The organism is Mesorhizobium sp. 10J20-29 (assembly GCF_054130485.1).
On record NZ_CP199156.1, the window covers coordinates 4,892,071 to 4,909,874 of the forward strand.

At 67.1% G+C, this 17,804-nt stretch carries 9 protein-coding genes and 1 pseudogene; 2 read left to right on the top strand and 8 right to left on the bottom strand.

Annotated elements, in window-relative coordinates:
- Window positions 1-3: 3 nt before the first annotated feature.
- Window positions 4-864, bottom strand: a complete 861-nt coding sequence (locus ACT2BZ_RS23505; RefSeq protein WP_457938240.1) for a class I SAM-dependent methyltransferase — start codon at window positions 862-864, stop codon at window positions 4-6.
- Window positions 865-994: 130 nt separating this feature from the next.
- On the opposite strand from ACT2BZ_RS23505, the gene ACT2BZ_RS23510 reads away from it, so the two are divergent.
- Window positions 995-1,957 carry a LysR family transcriptional regulator gene (locus ACT2BZ_RS23510; protein ID WP_457938242.1) on the top strand — a complete coding sequence of 321 codons (963 nt, stop codon included), beginning with the start codon at window positions 995-997 and terminating at the stop codon, window positions 1,955-1,957.
- On the opposite strand, the gene ACT2BZ_RS23515 is transcribed toward ACT2BZ_RS23510, so the two are convergent.
- From ACT2BZ_RS23515 to ACT2BZ_RS23530, 4 genes and pseudogenes are all read right to left on the bottom strand, one after another.
- On the bottom strand, window positions 1,911-2,423 hold the full coding sequence (locus tag ACT2BZ_RS23515) for an N-acetyltransferase family protein (RefSeq protein ID WP_457938244.1): 513 nt from the start codon (window positions 2,421-2,423) through the stop codon (window positions 1,911-1,913). The genes ACT2BZ_RS23510 and ACT2BZ_RS23515 overlap by 47 nt on opposite strands.
- An 83-nt stretch (window positions 2,424-2,506) precedes the next feature.
- The gene (locus ACT2BZ_RS23520) at window positions 2,507-3,580 is read right to left on the bottom strand and encodes a M23 family metallopeptidase (protein ID WP_457938246.1); all 1,074 of its coding nucleotides are present in this window, start codon (window positions 3,578-3,580) and stop codon (window positions 2,507-2,509) included.
- A 113-nt stretch (window positions 3,581-3,693) separates the two neighbouring features.
- A pseudogene (locus ACT2BZ_RS23525) lies at window positions 3,694-4,131 on the bottom strand (DUF1801 domain-containing protein).
- Window positions 4,128-4,529, bottom strand: coding sequence for a DUF1801 domain-containing protein (locus ACT2BZ_RS23530; protein WP_457938248.1), 402 nt, complete (start codon window positions 4,527-4,529; stop codon window positions 4,128-4,130). The pseudogene ACT2BZ_RS23525 and the gene ACT2BZ_RS23530 overlap by 4 nt, the downstream one beginning before the upstream one ends.
- 302 nt (window positions 4,530-4,831) lie before the next feature.
- Between ACT2BZ_RS23530 and ACT2BZ_RS23535 the strand changes: the two genes are divergently transcribed.
- Window positions 4,832-6,262 carry a protein adenylyltransferase SelO gene (locus tag ACT2BZ_RS23535; protein ID WP_457938250.1) on the top strand — a complete coding sequence of 477 codons (1,431 nt, stop codon included), beginning with the start codon at window positions 4,832-4,834 and terminating at the stop codon, window positions 6,260-6,262.
- On the opposite strand, the gene ACT2BZ_RS23540 is transcribed toward ACT2BZ_RS23535, so the two are convergent.
- The 3 genes from ACT2BZ_RS23540 to ACT2BZ_RS23550 all read right to left on the bottom strand — a co-directional run bounded on the left by ACT2BZ_RS23540 (window position 6,259) and on the right by ACT2BZ_RS23550 (window position 17,678).
- The gene (locus tag ACT2BZ_RS23540; RefSeq protein ID WP_457938252.1) at window positions 6,259-7,023 is read right to left on the bottom strand and encodes a heme ABC transporter permease; all 765 of its coding nucleotides are present in this window, start codon (window positions 7,021-7,023) and stop codon (window positions 6,259-6,261) included. The genes ACT2BZ_RS23535 and ACT2BZ_RS23540 overlap by 4 nt on opposite strands.
- 82 nt (window positions 7,024-7,105) lie before the next feature.
- Complete coding sequence (locus ACT2BZ_RS23545) at window positions 7,106-8,881, bottom strand: glucan ABC transporter ATP-binding protein/ permease (protein WP_457938254.1); 1,776 nt, start codon at window positions 8,879-8,881, stop codon at window positions 7,106-7,108.
- Between the two features lie 232 nt (window positions 8,882-9,113).
- Window positions 9,114-17,678: a GH36-type glycosyl hydrolase domain-containing protein gene (locus tag ACT2BZ_RS23550; RefSeq protein ID WP_457938255.1), complete on the bottom strand. Its 8,565-nt coding sequence runs from the start codon at window positions 17,676-17,678 to the stop codon at window positions 9,114-9,116.
- Between the last annotated feature and the right edge of the window lie 126 nt (window positions 17,679-17,804).

Sequence of the window (17,804 nt, forward strand, 5' to 3'; positions counted from 1 at the left end):
CGGTCACTTGCGCCCGACCGTCAGCAGCAGCGTGTTTGGCCCGACCCAGCCGTCCGCTGTCTGGAAGGCGTCCAGCTGTCCGGCCATGTCGGTCCATGCCGCCGCCCTTGCCGCGTCGGAGAGCGGCGCGAGGATCTGCAGGATCGGCCCTGCCGCATCCCTGATGAAGGCGAGATAGTGCTGCGTCGTCGGCATGCGGAACGGCGCGTCCATGCGCGTCGTCGCCACCGCCGAAAATCCGGCCTCCTGGAACAGCGTATCGATGGCGCCCGACCGGCCGAGGCTGACCAGCCCGCCCGGCTGGAACGGGTCGCGCGGCGGCAGGTCGGCATGGCGCATTGCCGTCATCATCAGGATGCGCAGGCAGGGATTCTGGTCCGGCCCGGCAAACACCATGCTGCAGAAGCGCGCCCCCGGCTTCAGCGCGTGGCGGATCTGGGCAAGTCCCGCCGCGGGATCGGGCAGGAACATCAGGCCGAGCCGGCAGACGGCCGCGTCGAAGCTGTCCGCGTCGAGATCGAGCCGTTCGGCATCCGCCAGGTGGGTGCAGACAGTCTGGTATCCGGCGCGCGCGGCATTCTCGGCGGCGAGGCCGAGGATCTTCTCCGATATGTCGCTCGCCACCACGCGCCCCTCCGGCCCGACGCGGGCGGCGAGGTCGAGCGTCTGGTCACCGGCCCCGGCGGCCACGTCGAGAACCGTCTGGCCCGGCGCCACACCCGCCATGTTCAGCATCGCATCGGTCGATGGCCGCAGCCACGCCCGGATTGCGGGCGCGTGCCGGTCCCAGCCGGTCGCCGCCGCGTCCCAGTTTCGCCGGGTGCTGTCCTTGCCGTGGCTGTCCATGGTCGCCGCGATGTTCATGTCGTGTCTCCCTTTGGCGGCCAGCCGTCATCCGTCGCCAGCGGGCTGGACCCGTTGCGCGCTCGGTGCCGGAACTGCTGCGTGTGGACCGCCGGCACCCCCCTTGGGCGCCCCGCGGCGTGATGAGAGAATGACACTTCCTTTTGCCGTCGTGCAGCCGCATCATTGCAGAACGGGGCCGCAGGATTGCGAGGCGAAATTGTTCGACTGGAACGATCTGCGATTCCTGCTCGCCGTGGCTGAAGCCGGCAGCACGCTCGCGGCGGCCCGCGCGCTCGGCGTCAACCAGTCCACGGTGCAGCGTCGGCTGGCTGAGCTCGAGGCCCGGCTCGGCCAGCGCCTGGTCGAGCGTCTGCCCTCCGGCTACCGTCTCACCGATCTCGGCACGGCCGTTCTGCCGAAGGCCCGCGCCGTCGCAGAGGCCATCGATACCTTCGCCCAGGCCGTGCGCGACGAGGGCCGGAGCGCAAGCGGCGTGGTCCGCGTCACCTGCCCCGAGCCCATCGCCTTCCGCCTCGATCAGTCGGGCCTGCTCGACCGCTTCCACGCCGCCCATCCCGGCCTCAAGGTCGAGTTCGTGCTGAGCGACAAATATGTCGATCTGGCCAGAGGCGAGGCCGACGTCGCGCTGCGCTCGGGCGACACCGACGACAACGTGCTGGTCGGCCGCAAGATCGCCGACTCGCTGTGGGCGATCTATGCCAGCCGCAACTATGTCGCCGCGCACGGCGCGCCGGAATCCCCGGCCGACCTCGCAAGACATCCGCTGATCGGCTTCGAGGAGACGATGACCCGCCACCGCGCCGTCACCTGGCTGCGCGAAGTCGCGCCGGACGCTACCTATGCCGCGCGCAACACCTCGGTGCTCGGGCTGATCTACGCTGCCAAGGCCGGCGTCGGCGTGGCGCCCTTGCCGATGGCGCTCGGCGACGCCGAGCCCGACCTCGTGCGCGTCTTCGGCCCGGTGCCGGAACTCACCCGCCCCTGGCGCATCCTCGCCCACCCGGACCAGCGCCACGCGCCGGGCGTCGAGGCCTTCTTCACCTTCATCCTCGGCGAGACCGAGGCGCTGCGCCCGATCCTGTCTGGCTGACAGCGCCTCTCGCGGGGTTGCCGCGCCATTCGTAATAGGTCACCGGATGGCCGGAGCGTGGATGCGGTACCTCGCGCAGGGCCACCAGCCCTTCAACTTCGTAGAAGCGGCGGGCCCGCTTGTTGGCCGATGTCGTGAACAGCGTGAATCCAGCCGGCATCATCGACTTCGCCTCTGCCAGCAGCACCTTGCCGAGGCCCTTGCCGAGATGGCCCGGCGCGATAAACAGTTCCTTCAGCACCGCTGTCTCCGGCAGGACGGCGACGAAGCCGACGGGCTCTCCTCCGATTGCCGCGACCGTCACCTTCCAGCCCGACGCCAGCCCGTCGTCGAGCCACTGCCGCATCTCGGCCTTGCCCGGGATGATCTTCGGCCCGACATCGGGCAGGCTGGCGCTGGCATGCCAGATCGCGACGATCCGCTCGCGCTCGGTGTCGGCTACAGGCCGCAGTATAACGCTGTGCATGGAATTCCCGGCTGGATATGCGGCGCGCAGAAAAGCACGGATCGGCGCCACGGTGAAGCTCGCCGGTCAGGATGCCGGCCTCGTCAGTCGATTCCCTTCCCTGCCGGGGCAACCTGTTGTCCCTTGCGCAGCTCGCCAGTCGCTACCAACCGTCCATCCGCCAGGAAGGTCTCGAACTGCATCGGCAGTCCCTCGCCTTCGGCCAGGTCGGGCGTCGTCTGCATGTGGACATGAAGATGCGGCTCGGAGGTGTTGCCGCTGTTGCCGCAGCGGCCGATCTCCTGCCCCGCCTTGACGCTGTCGCCGGTCGAAACCTGCACGCTGCCCTGCCGCAGATGCGCCAGAAACAGATACGCGCCCGCGCCGAGATCGAGCACCACATGGTTGCCCGCCGGATGTTCGGCATCCGTCTCGCCGATCGCCTGGTCCGGCAGCCCGGTCACCGCCTCGACGACCTCGCCCCCCGCCGGCGCAAGCACCGGTGCATCCCAGCAGAAGTAGCTTTCCAGCCGGTGGGGATCGCCGGCATGGCTGGCGCCGTCGCGCCGGATCAGCAGGTCCACGGCGAAGCGCTGCGCCGCATCGACGGCATGATAGTTCTCCTCGAGCGTCCGGCCGCCCCAGTAGACATGCCACTCCCCATCGAAGGGCAGCCTCAGGCTGGCCTTCGTCGCATAATCGAGATGCCGGCTCTGTGCCGCCCTTGGCTTCTGGCGCACGAAGAAGCCGGCTATCGCCATGGCGTCGTCGAACGCCCATTGCATCTCCACCGGCTGATCCGTCGCCGACCATCGCGAGGTCCTGAGGTAGATGCCGTAGCCGCCCTTGCGGCTCGTCTCTTCCGCCACGACCTCGGCCTCGCTGCCCCATCCGGCGGCGAGCCTCTCACGCAGTTCGGCGAGCGCCTCGACGTTTCCGAGCGCGCCCTGCATCTCCGCGGTCATGTCCCGCCAGATCGTCTCGAACTCGCCGGCGAGAAAGGCCTGGCTGCGCTCGCGGCCCGCCGCCTCGACCCGCTCTTCGGCCCGCAGGCCGGACGAAAGCAGGAGTACGGCAAGCAGGACCGGGCATAACCGGGTCAAAGACTTGAAGAGCACGCCGCACACGCCGGCGGCCCTGCTTGAATATCTCTGGGTGTTTGTGGGGTCGAAGCTCATCGTCAGCTCCTGATCTCTTCGGTTGGTTTCCCCATCCGGGCGGGAAGCCGCTTATGCCCGCCCCTGCCAAACGGCTCGTCGCGCACAGGGTTCCGAAACCTCTGACCCGCGCCTCACAACGTCTCGCCTGGCAGCTTGCTTGCCTGCTTCACCCAGCTGACGAACTGCTCTTCGTCCAGTTCGTCCCCCTCGTGGATGTGGAGGTAGCGAACCTCCTTCTGCTTCGAGGCGACCGGCGGCACCGGGTCGAGCCCAGAACCGCGGAAGAAGGCGATCTTGATGTACTTGGCGAAGACATGGAAACTCAGGAACCAGACGCCGCTTTCGACGCCATAGAAAGGCGAGTTTCATTTCACCGCTTTTTCAACGTTCGGCACTGCGCGCTCGATCAGCGCATCCAGCCGGCGCCCCACCTCGCGCTTCCAGTCCGGCATTGCCGCGATATAGGCCTGCACCGGTGCGTCACCAAATCCCTTGGCGATCTGCGGGTTGCCGCCTGCAAGCAGTACAGGCTCGGCATTGCCGCTTTCCTTAATTCTTGGCCGTTTCACTTGCCGGACCCGTTCAGCAAAACCGCAGCCCGTACCAGCGCCTTGAACGCCGCTTCATCGATCGTCTCGCCCTCCTGCATGTCGATGGCGCGCCGCAGATTGCCGTCGAGGCTGGAATTGAACACGCCCGAAGGATCGTCAAGAAAGGCGCCTTTGGCAAAGGTCAGCTTCACCTTGTCCTTGTAGGTTTCGCCGGTGCAGATAATGCCGCCATGCTCCCACACGGGAACGCCCAGCGGGTTCGACGGCTTGCGCCATTTCACCGCCTCGGTCACGTCAGGGTCGGCCTCGTGGATCAGCCGCCGCATCCGCGCCAGGGTCCCGCCGCGCCAGCCGCCAATCTCCTTGATCCGCGTATCGATTGCCTGCGAGGCTGTGCCTTCGCCACTTGTTTCCATTGGCTCTCTCCTGGTCTTTCTGCCTGGTTGCTGCCTTCCCGCCGGTCGATTACGGCCGATCTGCCGCGAACCAAAGAAGCCGATTCGGTCAAAAACAAGACAACTCGTTCGCCAGGCAGACGGCTGACCGAACAAGCAACGCTGTCCGGCCATGCTGGTTATTGGCAGCCGCCGCCCTGGCGGAAGCGCCTGTCCGCTCATCTTGCCCCGGATTGCCGCACACGGGTTCAATCGCTGGTCGAAACATTCTAAGGCTAGGGCAGCCGGCGAGAGAGCCATGAACGCCGGCCCGGAGTTCCTGAATGCCTTTGTCGCCATCGTTTCGACCGTCCACCAGCCATTCCTCGCTTGGCGGCGCGTTCTACGACACGGTCGCACCGGCCGAGTTCCCCAAGCACATCCTGCGCTTTCGCAATCAGCGCGTTGCCGCCAGCGTCGGCCTCGACAGCCTGACGGAGGCCGAATGGATCGGACATTTCGGCCGCTTCACGCCGCTGCCCGGCAGTTTCGAGACGCCGCTGGCGTTGCGCTATCACGGCCACCAGTTCCGCACCTACAATCCCGAGCTCGGCGACGGCCGCGGCTTCCTGTTTGCCCAGGTGCACGAGCTCGGCGGCGACCGCCTGCTCGATCTCGGCACCAAGGGCAGCGGCCTGACCCCCTGGTCGCGCACCGCCGACGGACGCCTCACGCTCAAGGGCGGCGTGCGCGAGATCCTCGCCACCGAAATGCTCGAGGCGCTCGGCGTCGACACATCCAGGACACTCAGCCTCGTCGAGACCGGCGAAGCCCTGATGCGCGGCGATGAGCCATCGCCGACGCGTTCCGGCGTGCTTGTGCGCCTTTCGCACTCGCATATCCGCATCGGCAGCTTCCAGCGCCTGCTCTATCTCGATGAGACCGACAACATCGCAAGGCTGCTCGATTATACGGTCCGCACCTACATGCCCGATGTCTGGCGTGACGACATTGCGTCCCGCGCCGTCGCCTTTCTCGATGAGGTTTCGGCCCGTGTTGCCGCCACCGGTGCTGCCTGGATGCTTGCCGGCTTCGTCCACGGCGTCCTCAACACCGACAACATCAACGTCACCGGCGAGAGTTTCGACTACGGCCCCTGGCGCTTCCTGCCTGTCCTCGACCCGACATTCACCGCCGCCTATTTCGACGACACCGGCCTCTACGCCTATGGCCGCCAGCCCGACACGCTGCTGTGGAACCTCACCCGGCTTGCCGAGTGCCTGCTGCCCTTCGCCGGCCAGGCCGAACTGGAGACCGTGCTGCGCGGCTTCGAGTCGAAATTCCAGAACGCCTTCAACGCCGCCATGCTGCGCCGCCTCGGACTGCGTCCGGCCGGCGAGGCTGAAGACACCGCGCTGGTGCGCGCCGTGTGGAAGTTCATGCTGGAATCGAAGGCGCCCTTCGAGCAGGTCTTCTTCGACTGGTATGGCGGGCTGGCCAGCGAGACGCGCGCCGCCGAGAGCGCGCAGGCGCTTCACTATGCCTCTCCGGCCTTCGCCCCGGTTCATGCCGCCTTTGCCGCGCATGAGGCCGAACCGGGAATCCGCCTCGACCACGCCTATTTCGCGAAAAAGATGCCCTGCACCATGCTGATCGACCAGGTCGAGGACATCTGGACGCCGATCGCCGAGGCCGACGACTGGAGCCGCTTCCATTCAAGGCTGGTCGAGATCGCCGAAATGCGCGAGGCCTATGCGGTGAGACCCGCCGGCTAGGCCTGTGCGCGGTCGGCGCGCCGCGCCTCGATCTGGCGCATCGCCATCACCCGGCGGCGGCCGATCTCGGTGCGCATCGCCATCAGGTGCAGCGTCAGGAACAAGAGCGTGAAGCCCACCGCCGTGATCATAAGCGGCCGCAGCATCGAGGCATCGATGGTCGGCCCGTCCATGCGGAACACCGAGGCCGGCTGGTGCAGCGTGTTCCACCAGTCGACCGAGAACTTGATGATCGGGATGTTGATGAAGCCGACCAGCGTGATGATCGCCGCCGCGCGTGCCGATTTCGCCGGGTCGTCAATGGCGCGCGTCAGCGCCAGGATGCCGAGATACATCAAGAACAGCACAAAGACTGAGGTCAGCCGGGCGTCCCACACCCACCAGGTGCCCCACATCGGCTTGCCCCAGATCGAGCCGGTCGCGAGCGCCAGGGCGGTGAACACGGCGCCTATCGGGGCCGCGGATTTCAGCGCCACGTCGGCCAGCGGATGGCGCCAGACCAGCGTGCCGAGCGCCGACAGCGCCATCAGCGAGTAGCACATCATGGCAAGCCACGCGAAGGGCACGTGGATATACATGATGCGCACCGTCGTGCCCTGCTGGAAGTCTTCCGGTGCCGCGAAGCCGAGATAGAGCCCGGCCGCGAGCAGCAGCGCCGACACGGCGGCCATCCACGGCACGATGCGGTCGGCCAGCGCGACGAATTTCGTCGGGTTGGCCAGGTCGATCCAGCGGCGGGGGCGTTGGCTTGTGTCGCTCATGGCGGGCTTCATAGCTGCCTTGCCGGCCGGCCGCAATCGGACCGATCGGCGCAGCCCGCGGCCTGCCGGCGAAATGATCGCCTCAGGCGGCCTGGTTCTCGACGGCCACGAGGCTGAGGCGGCGCACATCCTCGTCCGTCAGCAGGCCACCGGCCCTAAGCAGAGAGGCGAAGCGGCCGTTGCGCGCCGAGAGTTCGGCAAAGCCGCCCATCTCGACGATGCGGCCATTGTCGAGGAAGACCACCAGGTCGGCGTCGCGAACCGTGGTCAGCCGGTGCGCGATGATGAAGGTCGTACGGTTCTGGCGCAGCCGGTCGATGGCTTCCTTGACGCGGGTCTCGGTCTCGACGTCGAGCGCGCTGGTCGCCTCGTCGAGCACGAGGATGGGCGCGTCCTTCAGGATGGCGCGGGCCAGCGCCACGCGCTGCCGTTCGCCGCCCGAAAGCTGGCTGCCGCGTTCGCCCGACAGCGTGTCGTAGCCTTCGCTCTTCGAGAGGATGAATTCGTGCGCGGCCGCGGCAGCGGCAGCGGCGTGCACGTCCTTGTTGCAGGCGTCCGAACGGCCGATGCGGATGTTGTCCTCGATCGAGCGGTTGAACAGTCCGGCATCCTGGAACACCGTGGCGATCGATTGGCGCAGCGACTTGCGCGTCACCGTCGCGATGTCGATGCCATCGATCAGGATGCGCCCCTGCCGCGGCGTGTAAACGCGCTGCAGCAGGTTGATGAGCGTCGTCTTGCCGGCACCGGTCGGCCCGACGATGGCGACCGTATGACCGGCGGGCACCTCGAGATTGATGTCGCTGACGCCCTGGCCCGACTTCGGGAACTCGAAGCCGACGTCCTCGAAGCGGATATGGCCACGCACGCCCTCGAGCTCGACAAGCCCCGCCGGTTCGCGTGTCAGGGCGGCGTCGTCCTCGAGCCGGTAGAAGCCTTCGAGCTTCACGCGGGCGTCGAAGATCTGGTTGACGAAGGCCGAGATCTGGTCAAGCCGGCTGATCAGCAGCGAGGCGAAGCCGGTAAAGGCGATGATGTCGCCGATCCTGAGCTCGCCGCGCGACACCAGCCATGCGCCGATCAAGAGCACCACCATCATCGAGATGGTCGAAGCGAGCCGGTGCAGCGCACTCGCCAGCGCCCACCAGTCGAGCACCGGGTTCTGCGCCGAAAGCAGCGCGCGCACATGGTTGCGCAGCGCCTCGGTCTCGTCGCTGATGCGATTGTAGCTCTGCAGCACGGCGACGTTGCCGACCGAATCCGTGACGTGCGAGAAGACGTTGTGATAGTGGCGCTCGACCGATTTCTGGCCCTCGTTGGTCTTGCGCATGACCAGCCGGCCGATCGCTACGTAGAGCACGCCGAGCATCACCAGCACGAGCGACATGCGCACGTCGAGCGACAGCGCGGTCGGCACCAGCAGCACCAGGGCCACGAAGGTCGAAAGGTGCTGCCGCATGAATTCCAGCCACAGCGAGAACAGCGATTCTACCGCGCGCAGCAGCGTGTGCAGTGCGTTCGACGTTCCCCGCTCGTGGTGCCACGACAGCGGCATGCCGATCACCCGTTCGAAGCTCTCGCACAGCACCCCTGCCCGCCGCGCATGCGCGATGCGGTCGGCGCTGCGCGCGACGAAAACGAAGGCGACGATGTTGAAGGCGCCAAGGCTTGCCCACAGCGCCAGGGTCGATACCACTTCGCGCTTGTCGGTGATGGCATCGATCACCCGACCGAACAGGATGGGTTCGGCGATGACGACGATGGCCAGGATGACGTTTGCCGAACAGACCAGTGCGACGCGCTTCTTGTCGGCGCCAAGATAGCGAAGTGCTCTCCAGTAGATTTCGAGCAGTGACACGCAATTACCTCGTCATGCAAAAATTGTGCACCGCACCATCATTCTCATACCGGTAGCGGCCTCGGGTGACAATCCACCCGTAGCGCGCCAGTTCCCCGATTTCGAACAACAAAGCACAACGCCCCGTAACGTCCTGTGATCGGATAACGGTTTGAAAGTTAAAGCAAAAAGGCCATTCTTGCGGCAACATTGTGGCAAGGTGTCTTCCCCAGGGTAGGAAAGCGCAAAGATTCTATGACGGTAGCGTCACCTGCACGTCCACATTTCCCTTTTGCACCAGCGCCACCGCGTGGTCTTCGCACTGCACACCATCAGCCTTGACGCTGGCCTTGCCGCCCTTCTTTCCGCGCTGGACAGAGATCCGGTAGGTCGCGCCGCCGAGCTTCAGCGTCGCCGAATAGCCGTTCCAGTGATGCGGCAGCACCGGCCTGATCGTCAGCCGGTCGCCTTCCTTCTGGATGCCGAGGATGCTCTCGACCGCCGCGCGGTAGAGCCAGCCGGCCGAGCCCGTGTACCAGGTCCAGCCGCCGCGCCCGCCCTTGTCCGGCGACGAATAGACGTCGGCCGCCACCACATAGGGTTCGGTGCGGTAGCGCTCGGCAGCCTCTTCGTCGAGCGCGTGGTTGACCGGGTTCAGCATCTCGAAGGCACGCCAAGCCGCGTCGGCATCGCCCATTTCGGCGAGCGCGATGACGAACCACGTCGCAGCATGGGTGTACTGCCCGCCATTCTCGCGCACGCCCGGCGGATAGCTCTTGATGTAGCCGGGCTCCAGCGGCGTGTCGGCGAAGGCCGGCGTGAACAGCTTGATGATCTTCAGCTCGTCGTCGACGAGCATGCGCGTCGCCGAAGCCATCGCGGTCTTGGAGCGCGCCGGATCGCCCGCGCCCGAGATGACGCTCCACGACTGCGCGATGGAATCGATGCGGCACTCCTCCGACTGCTTGGAGCCGAGCGGCGTACCGTCGTCGAAGCTGCCGCGCCGGTACCACTCGCCGTCCCAGGCCGCATTCTCCAGCGCCTGTTTCAACCGCCCGGCATGCTTTTCCCACGCCTTGGCGCGCTTCGTCTCGCCGCGGCCCTTGGCGACGCGGGCAAAGTTGCCCAGCGTCTTCAGCAGGAACCAGCCGAGCCACACGCTCTCGCCCTTGCCGCCCTCGCCGACCCGGTTCATGCCATCGTTCCAGTCGCCGCCGAGGATCAGCGGCAACCCGCTGGCGCCGGTCCGCTCGATCGCGAGGTCCAGCGCCCGCACGCAATGCTCGTAGATGCTGGCGCTCTTGTCCGACACCTTCGGCGTGAAGAAGGAATCGTGCTGGCCCTCGGCCAGTTCCTCGCCCTCGATGAAGGGCAGCTCCTCGTCGAGCAGCGTCGCGTCGCCCGTCACCTTCACGTAGCGGTGCACGGCATAAGCCAGCCACACCACGTCGTCGGAGATGATCGTGCGCACGCCCGCGCCGCTGCGCGGCAGCCACCAATGCTGCACGTCGCCCTTCTCGAACTGCCGCCGGGCGGCGTTCAGGATCTGGTCGCGCGCCAGCTGCGGATCATGCAGCAGCAGCGACATCGTGTCCTGCAACTGGTCGCGGAAGCCGAAGGCACCGCTCGCCTGGTAGAAGGCCGAGCGCGCCCGGATGCGGCAGGCCAGGCTCTGGTAGGGCAGCCAGCGATTGACCATCGCGTCGAATGCCTTGTCCGGCGTCTCGATCTGCACCGTACCGAGGAATTCGTCCCAGCGGCGGTCATTGTCTGCGAGCCGTTCGTCGAAATCCTTGTTGCGGTGCGCGGCCGCCAGTGCGCTTGCCTCTTCGGCCGAGCCGGCGTCGCCAAGCAGCCACAGCAGCGTAACCTCGCCGCCTGCCGGCACCGTCACGTCGCGCGCCATCGCTGCGCAGGGGTCGCTGCCCGCCTCCACGCGGCCCGACAGCGTGGCGCCCGTCGCCACCACCTCCGGCCGTTCCACCGAACCGGCACGCCCGATGAATTCATGCCGGTCGGCGGTCACCGACTGCGCCTCGCCGTCGCTCGCCAGGAACGCCACGCGGTCGCCATAGTCGAGGCTGTAGGCGTTGCGCGCCAGCAGCGCCCCGGTCGCCTCGTCGAGCGATGGCACGATGGTCGGCGCCGACTTCGCCCGGTTGTTGCCGAGCACCCACTCGGCATAGGCATAGACCCTCAGCCGCGCCTCGAGCGGGCCGGCATTGCGGATCGTCAGGCGCGAGACCTTCACCGGGTCCTCGGGATCGACCAGCTGCGTCAGCTCGAGCGAAAGCGGCCCGCGCTTGACGGAGAATTTCGAGAATCCCTGGCCATGCCGCGCCTCGTAGGTCGCCGAAGGGTCGCGCGCCACCGCCGCGAAGGGCGAGAAGGCGCGACCGCTCGCCTGGTCGTACACGTAGATCGCCTCGCCCGGGCGGTTGGTCACCGGGTCGTTCGACCATGTCGTCAGCTGGAAGTCGCGACTGTTGCGGCTCCAGGTGAAGGAGGCGCCCTCGGCCGAGGTGTGAAAGCCGAAATTCTGGTTGGCGATGACGCTGATCCACGGATGCGGCGTCGAGCGCTCGCCGGTCAGCCGCACCACATAGTCGCGCCCGTCGCGGTCGAAACCGCCATAGCCGTTCCAGTAGGCCAGTTCGCCGCCATCGGGCGCCGGGACGCCTGCAACCACGGGCCGGAGCTCCGGCATTCTGGCCGGCAATGCGTCGTCGGACTCCTCGCCATGCGCGGAAACGGCCGGCGCGCGCGCCAGCAGTTCGGCCGACTCGGCGCGCTCGATCTGGTCGAGGATGCTGCCGTTGCGGGTATGCAGCGCCACCCGCGCGGCCGACAGCAGCGTCTGGTAGGAATCGGCGTCCATCAGGTCGCGCCGGACCGCGAAGATGTGCTGGCGCGGCCCGATTTCCTTGCCGCGCAGCTTGGCGTTCTCGCACAGCGTCTCGATCGCCTGCTGCAGGTCCTGCACATAGGACGAGGCCTGCTCGTTGACGATGACGATGTCCGACAGCATGCCGCGGGCGCGCATGTATTCCTGGTAGCGCAGCGCGTCGGCCACGATCTCGAGGTCGGCGACGTCGCCGATGCGCACGAGGAAGATCGGGTAGTCGCCCGAGATCGCCATCGGCCACAGCGCCGACTGGCGGCCAAGGCCCGACGCGATGGTCGAGCCGGGCAGCCTTAGGAACGGCGCCGGGTAGATCAGGTAGGAGGCGAGCTTCTGCACGTTTGCCGCCTCGGCGAGGCTGAGCCCCATGTGCCGCGTCTGCACCTGCGAGCGCGTCCAGGCCAGCATCGCCTGGCGCGAAAAGCCCTCCGAATGGTCGAGCCTGGCAATCGTCGCCTCGACCTCGGCGCGGTCGGGACCCACCACCGTCCAGAAGGTCAGCACCACCTTGTTGTTGGCCGGCACCTTGACGCGGCAGCGCAGCGCCGCGATCGGGTCGAGCGTGAAGCCGTGATTGCCGCCGAGCCGCGCGCCGGAATCGAAGGCGGCGGCATTGGCGATGCTGCGGCCGCGCCCGATGAAGGCGCGTCGGTCCGTCTCGGCCTGGATCTCGCGCGCCACGCCGGTCGGCGCGGTGACGAAATGCGCCGCCGCAATGTCGGCCTCGCTCGCCGAGCGCTTGCGCCTGTTGGCGAAGATCACGTTGCGGCCGGGCTCGATCTCGGTCTGCACGAACATCTTGGAGAAGGCCGGGTGCGCGTTGTCGGCGGCTTCGGGCGCCAGCACCAGTTCGGCAAACGAGGTCAGCTCGATCAGCCGGTCGCTCTGGCCCTCGTTGAACAGCGTAACGCGCCGTCCCTCGCCATTGCCTTCCGACACCACGATCGCCTCGACCTCCGAGCGCAGCGTGTCGACGGTCTTGATGAAGCTCGCCTTGTCGTCGGAAAAATGCGTCTGGCAGCGTTCGCCCGGCGCCGGGCGCGGCTCGGCCGTTGCCGACCACCATTCTTCCGTCTCGGTGTCGCGCAGGAAGATGTAGCTGCCCAGCCGGTCTTCGGTCGGGTCGGCATGCCATCGCGTCACCGCCATGTCGTTCCAGCGGCTGTAGCCGGAGCCGGTCGCCGTCACCATCACCGAATAGTGGCCGTTCGACATCAGGCTGGTCGAGCGCAGCGCCTGCGCCGGGTTGAGGATCAGCCGCGTGTCCTGGTTCTGCTCGACCGTGTCGATCTCGCCGCGCTCGTCGGCCTCGGTGCGCACCGTCTCGACCGGAATGTCGCGCGGCGCCTTCTCCTGCAGCAGCAGTTCCGCGGATTCGATCACCGGGTCGCTGTGGAAGCGGTCACGCATGCGGCCCTCGAACACGGCATTGGCCACCGCCACGATCGTCATGCCCTGGTGATGCGCCATGTAGTTGTAGACCACTGCATGGTCGCTGCCTTCGGGCACGCGCTGCGGCGTGTAGTCGACCGCGTCGTGATAGCCGTAATGGCCGAGCGCGCCGACGCGCTTCAGGCGCTCCAGGTTCTCGACCGCCTCGGCCGGCATGAACTGCGCGGCAAGCACCGTCGCATAGGGCGCGATCACCGTGCTCCGGCCCAGCCCGCGCTTCAGCCCGAGGCCAGGCACGCCGAAATTCGTGTACTGGTAGGTCAGCTCGCGGTCGCGGCCGTTATAGGCGGCTTCCGAAATGCCCCACGGCACGTTCTTCGAGCGGCCGTACTGGATCTGCTTCTTGATCACAAGCTGGCTGGTCTGGTTCAGGATGCCGCCGCGCGGCTCCTTCATCACCAGCGGCGGCATCAGGTACTCAAACATCGAGCCCGACCACGACATCAGCGCGCCGCGGAAGCCGATCTCGACGATCGGCCTGCCGAGCTTGAACCAGTGCTCCGTCGGCAGGTCGCCCTTGGCGATGCCGAACAGGCTGGTCAGCCGCGCTTCCGAGGCCAGCAGGTCGTAGCAGCTCTCGTCGAGCTGGCGTTCCTCGACGCGGTAGCCGATCGACAGCAGCTTGCGCTCGGGGCTGAGCAGGAAGGAGAAATCCATCTCGAAGGCATAGCGGCGCGCCCGCTCGCCGATCGCGACAAGCGACTTGCGCAGCGCAGTCACGCTCTGGTCGTCGCTGTGCGCGTCCTGCACATGCGCCTCGCATGTCGCTTCCAGCCGCTCGGCCCATTCTGCCAGCACCTGGCTCTTGGCCGACTGCGCCTCGGCGTCGATGGCGATGGCGAGCTTTCGCACCTCGCTTGCCTGCACCGTCAGGTTGATGGTGCGGATCGAGGCCATTTCCGGCTGCGTCTTGATGGTGTGCACGGCGCGCCGCATGCCGACGATGCGGTCGAGCAGCCTCTGGCGCAGCGGCCTGAGCTGGCGGCGATCGTCGGGCAGTTCGGCAAGGCTCTCCTCGAGCACCGTGACGCAGTCGAGAATGCCGTCGAAGTCGCCCTGCAGGTGCACCGCCGGCGCTTCGGCCCAGTCGCTGCAGGCTGCCGCGACCGCCACCAGGTGGCCGGCCAGGTTGCCGCTGTCGACGCTCGACACGTAGAGCGGCAGCAGCGGCTTCAGCGTCTTGGTGTCGTACCAGTTGAACAGATGGCCGCGATGGCGCCGCATCTTCTCGATGGTCGTCATCGTCGCCTCGATGCGGCGGGCCGCGTCGGCGAGGCTGATCCAGCCGAAATCGCGCGCCGAAACGACCGACAGCAGATAGACGCCGATATTGGTCGGCGAGGTGCGCTGCGCCACCACCGGCTGCGGCGTCTCCTGGAAATTGTCCGGCGGCAGCATGTTGTGCTCGGCCGTCACGAAGGTCTCGAAATAGGCCCAGGTACGGCGCGCCACCGTGCGCAGCAGCGCCCGGTCGGCCTTCGTCACGCGCAGCCGGTCCTCGGTTTCGGCCGAACGGCTGATCAGCCATGCGAAGGCCGGCGAGCCGATCCAGAACAGCGCGAAGAAGAAGCCGACGAAGGCGCCGGTGGAGTCGGCCGCCACCGCGATGGCAAGCCCGACGAGCGCGATCACCACCGCGCCGTACATGATGCGGTAATAGGCGCCGATGGAATTGTCGCCCGACTTGTGCGCCTGCGAGGCGGTACGCCATTCGAGCAGGTTCTGGCGGCTGACGAACATCCGGTAGATCGTGCGCACGATGGCATCGCCCATCATCCATGCCGAATGCGCCATCAGCACCACCTTGACGGCCACCAGCGCGGTGCCAAAGGAAGCGTCGCGCACCAGTGCGGTGAAGTGGCCGCGCACCGTCGCCTCGCGGCCTTTCGGCACGATGGCGTCGATGATCTCGAAGGTCGGCGCCATGAACAGCGCCAGGATCAGCAGCGCCTGCCACTGCGCGGCCTGCGTGAAGGGCAGCAGCGCCCAGCCGGCAATCGCCGCCAGCACCCAGAAGATCGGCGTCAGCGAACGGCGCAGATTGTCGATCATCTTCCAGCGCGACAGCGCCGGCACGCCCGATTTCGGGCTGAAGATGAAGGACAGCAGCTGCCAGTCGCCGCGCGCCCAGCGGTGTTGCCGCGAGGCGTCGACCGAATAGCGCGGCGGATAGTCCTCGACCACTTCGACGTCGGTAACCAGCGCCGAGCGTGCATAGGCGCCTTCCAGCAGGTCGTGGCTCAGCACCTGGTTTTCCTGGATGCGGCCGCGCAGAGCCGCCTCCATCGCATCGACATGGTAGAGGCCCTTGCCGGTGAAGGAACCATCGCCGAACACGTCCTGGTAGAGGTCCGAGACGGCGAAGACATAGGGGTCGATGCCGCGGTTGGCCGAGAAGACGCGCTGCAGGAAGGAAGATTCGTCGCCGGTGGTCAGCGAGGGCGTGACGCGCGGCTGCAGGATGGAGTAGCCGGCCGTCACGCGGCCCGTTTCGGCGTCGATTACAGGGCGGTTGAGCGGATGGCAGAGCTTGCCGGCAAGCCTCGTCACGCAGTCGCGCATCATGCGCGTGTCGCTGTCGAGCGTCATAACGTGGACGATGCCCTCGGGCAGCGGCGCCTCGAGCGGCAGGAAGGTGGTGTCCGGGTCGCCACGCAGCAAGAGGTTCAGCTCGTGCAGCTTACCGCGCTTGCGCTCCCAGCCCATCCAGCACTTCTGGCTTTCATTGTAGATGCGGCGGCGGTGCAGCAGGTGGAACAGCGGCGCGCCCTCGGTCGGGTAGCGCTCGTTCAGCCTGGCGATCTCGCCACGCGCGAAGTCGAGGATCTCGTCGTCCTCGACGCGTTGTTCGGCGGCACTGTCGGGCCAGTCCGACAGGAGCGCGAATGACACCGCACCGCTTGGATTGGCGAGATGGTGAACTTCAAGCCGGCGCAGCGTGTCGTCTACCTCGTCGCGCGAACCGATCAGCGATGGAACCACCACCAGGGTGCGCGCCTCTTCCGGCACGCCGTCCTTGTACTCGTAGCCGACCAGCCTCGTCGGCTTCAGGAACAGGAGCACGATGGTGTTGAAGAAGCCGAGCGCGCCCTCGCTCGCCGGCACGGCGAACAGCACGAGCAGCAGCCCGACCTCCGAGTCGGTCAGGCCGATCGCCTTCAGCGCGCCACCCGCCAGGACCATCAGCAGCACGGTGAGCAGGAACACCGGCACCACGATGCCCGACCAGCCGGTGCGCCGGAACGCCCGGTTGAGCTGCGTGCCGAAGGACGGCCTGTAGCCTATCGCCCGCTCCAGTTCCTCGCGCCGCGTGCCGACCAGGAAGAAGCCGACATTGGCCGCGTCCTCGGCGCTCGCCGGGCCGGCGGTCCCGGCCTGCAGGCTGTAGCCGGCAAGCTCCGTGGCGCGTTCGGCCACCTCGTATTCGGTCAGGCCCGAGCGCCGCGCCAGGTCCTCGATCGCCGTGCGGTACTGGTCGCGCGAGGCGAAGTCGAGCGCCTCCATGTCGGAGCGCTCGCGCAGCAGCCGGTCGATGCGGCTGACGTCCTCGAACCAGACGGTCCAGTCGATGTCGTTGACCAGCCGCAGCCCGCGCACGATGTTGCCGGTGGTGACGTTGCCGCTCGACAGCGCCTGGTGTTCGCCGATCGTCGTCTCCTCGGCGTCGGTGCCGGCCTGCTCGAGCACCTTCTCCAGCCAGTCGAGCGCCATCTCCGAATTCTGCGAGCCGTCGCGCAGCCGGTAGAGCAGCTGCGTGGCGAAGCTGGTGTCGCAGGCATGCGTCGTGTAGTCGGCCAGGAGCGACGCCTCGTCGACGCCATCGCCCGAGCCCAGCACCTGGTCCGCCACCTCGTTGGCCGACTGGCGCAGTTCCCGCGAGCGGTTCACCCGCACCGCGATGCGCCGCAGGTTCTCGATCAGCACGAAGCGCAAGAGCGAGGGCAGCGCCCACAGCTCGCCGATCTTCAACGGCACCACCGACTGGAAACCTTCGACGATCGCCTTGAAGCTGCTCAGCGACACCGTGCTGTCGGTATGCGCGACATAGACCCAGGCAATGGCCAGGGCACGCGGCACCGGCTGAAGCCCGGCCACCTCCATCGTCGGTAGCTGGCGGTAGAAGCGGCGCGGCAGGTCGCGCTTGATCTGGAAGCTCGTCTCCTCGACGAGATAGTGGTTGTCGAGCAGCCACTGCGCCGCCGGCGTCACCATGTCGCCGCGCGCCTGCGCTGCGTTGGTCGCGCGGTAGACCTCGAGAATGCGTTCGCCATTCTCGCGCACGCGCGCCTGGAAGTCGAAGGCGCCGATGCTGGCGACGTCGGGCACGTCGCCGCGTGCCAGCCTGGCGCCCAGCTCACGCAGCCGGTCGTCGTGCAGGAAATGGGCCCGGATCGGCTCCTCGGCCGCAGGTGGACAAGGCTTGGCAGCGCTTCTCAGCCGCCGGGGATCGGTCTGAATGTTCATCCAAAGGTCCTGTGAGGCGGAGGCTGTCGCAGAACGCAACTTCCCTCAGCCCTAAACCGCTGCAGCAGCGTTTGGTTGCACCGCCGCGCTCGATTTATTTCATCGCAATACGCTGATGCCTGAAGC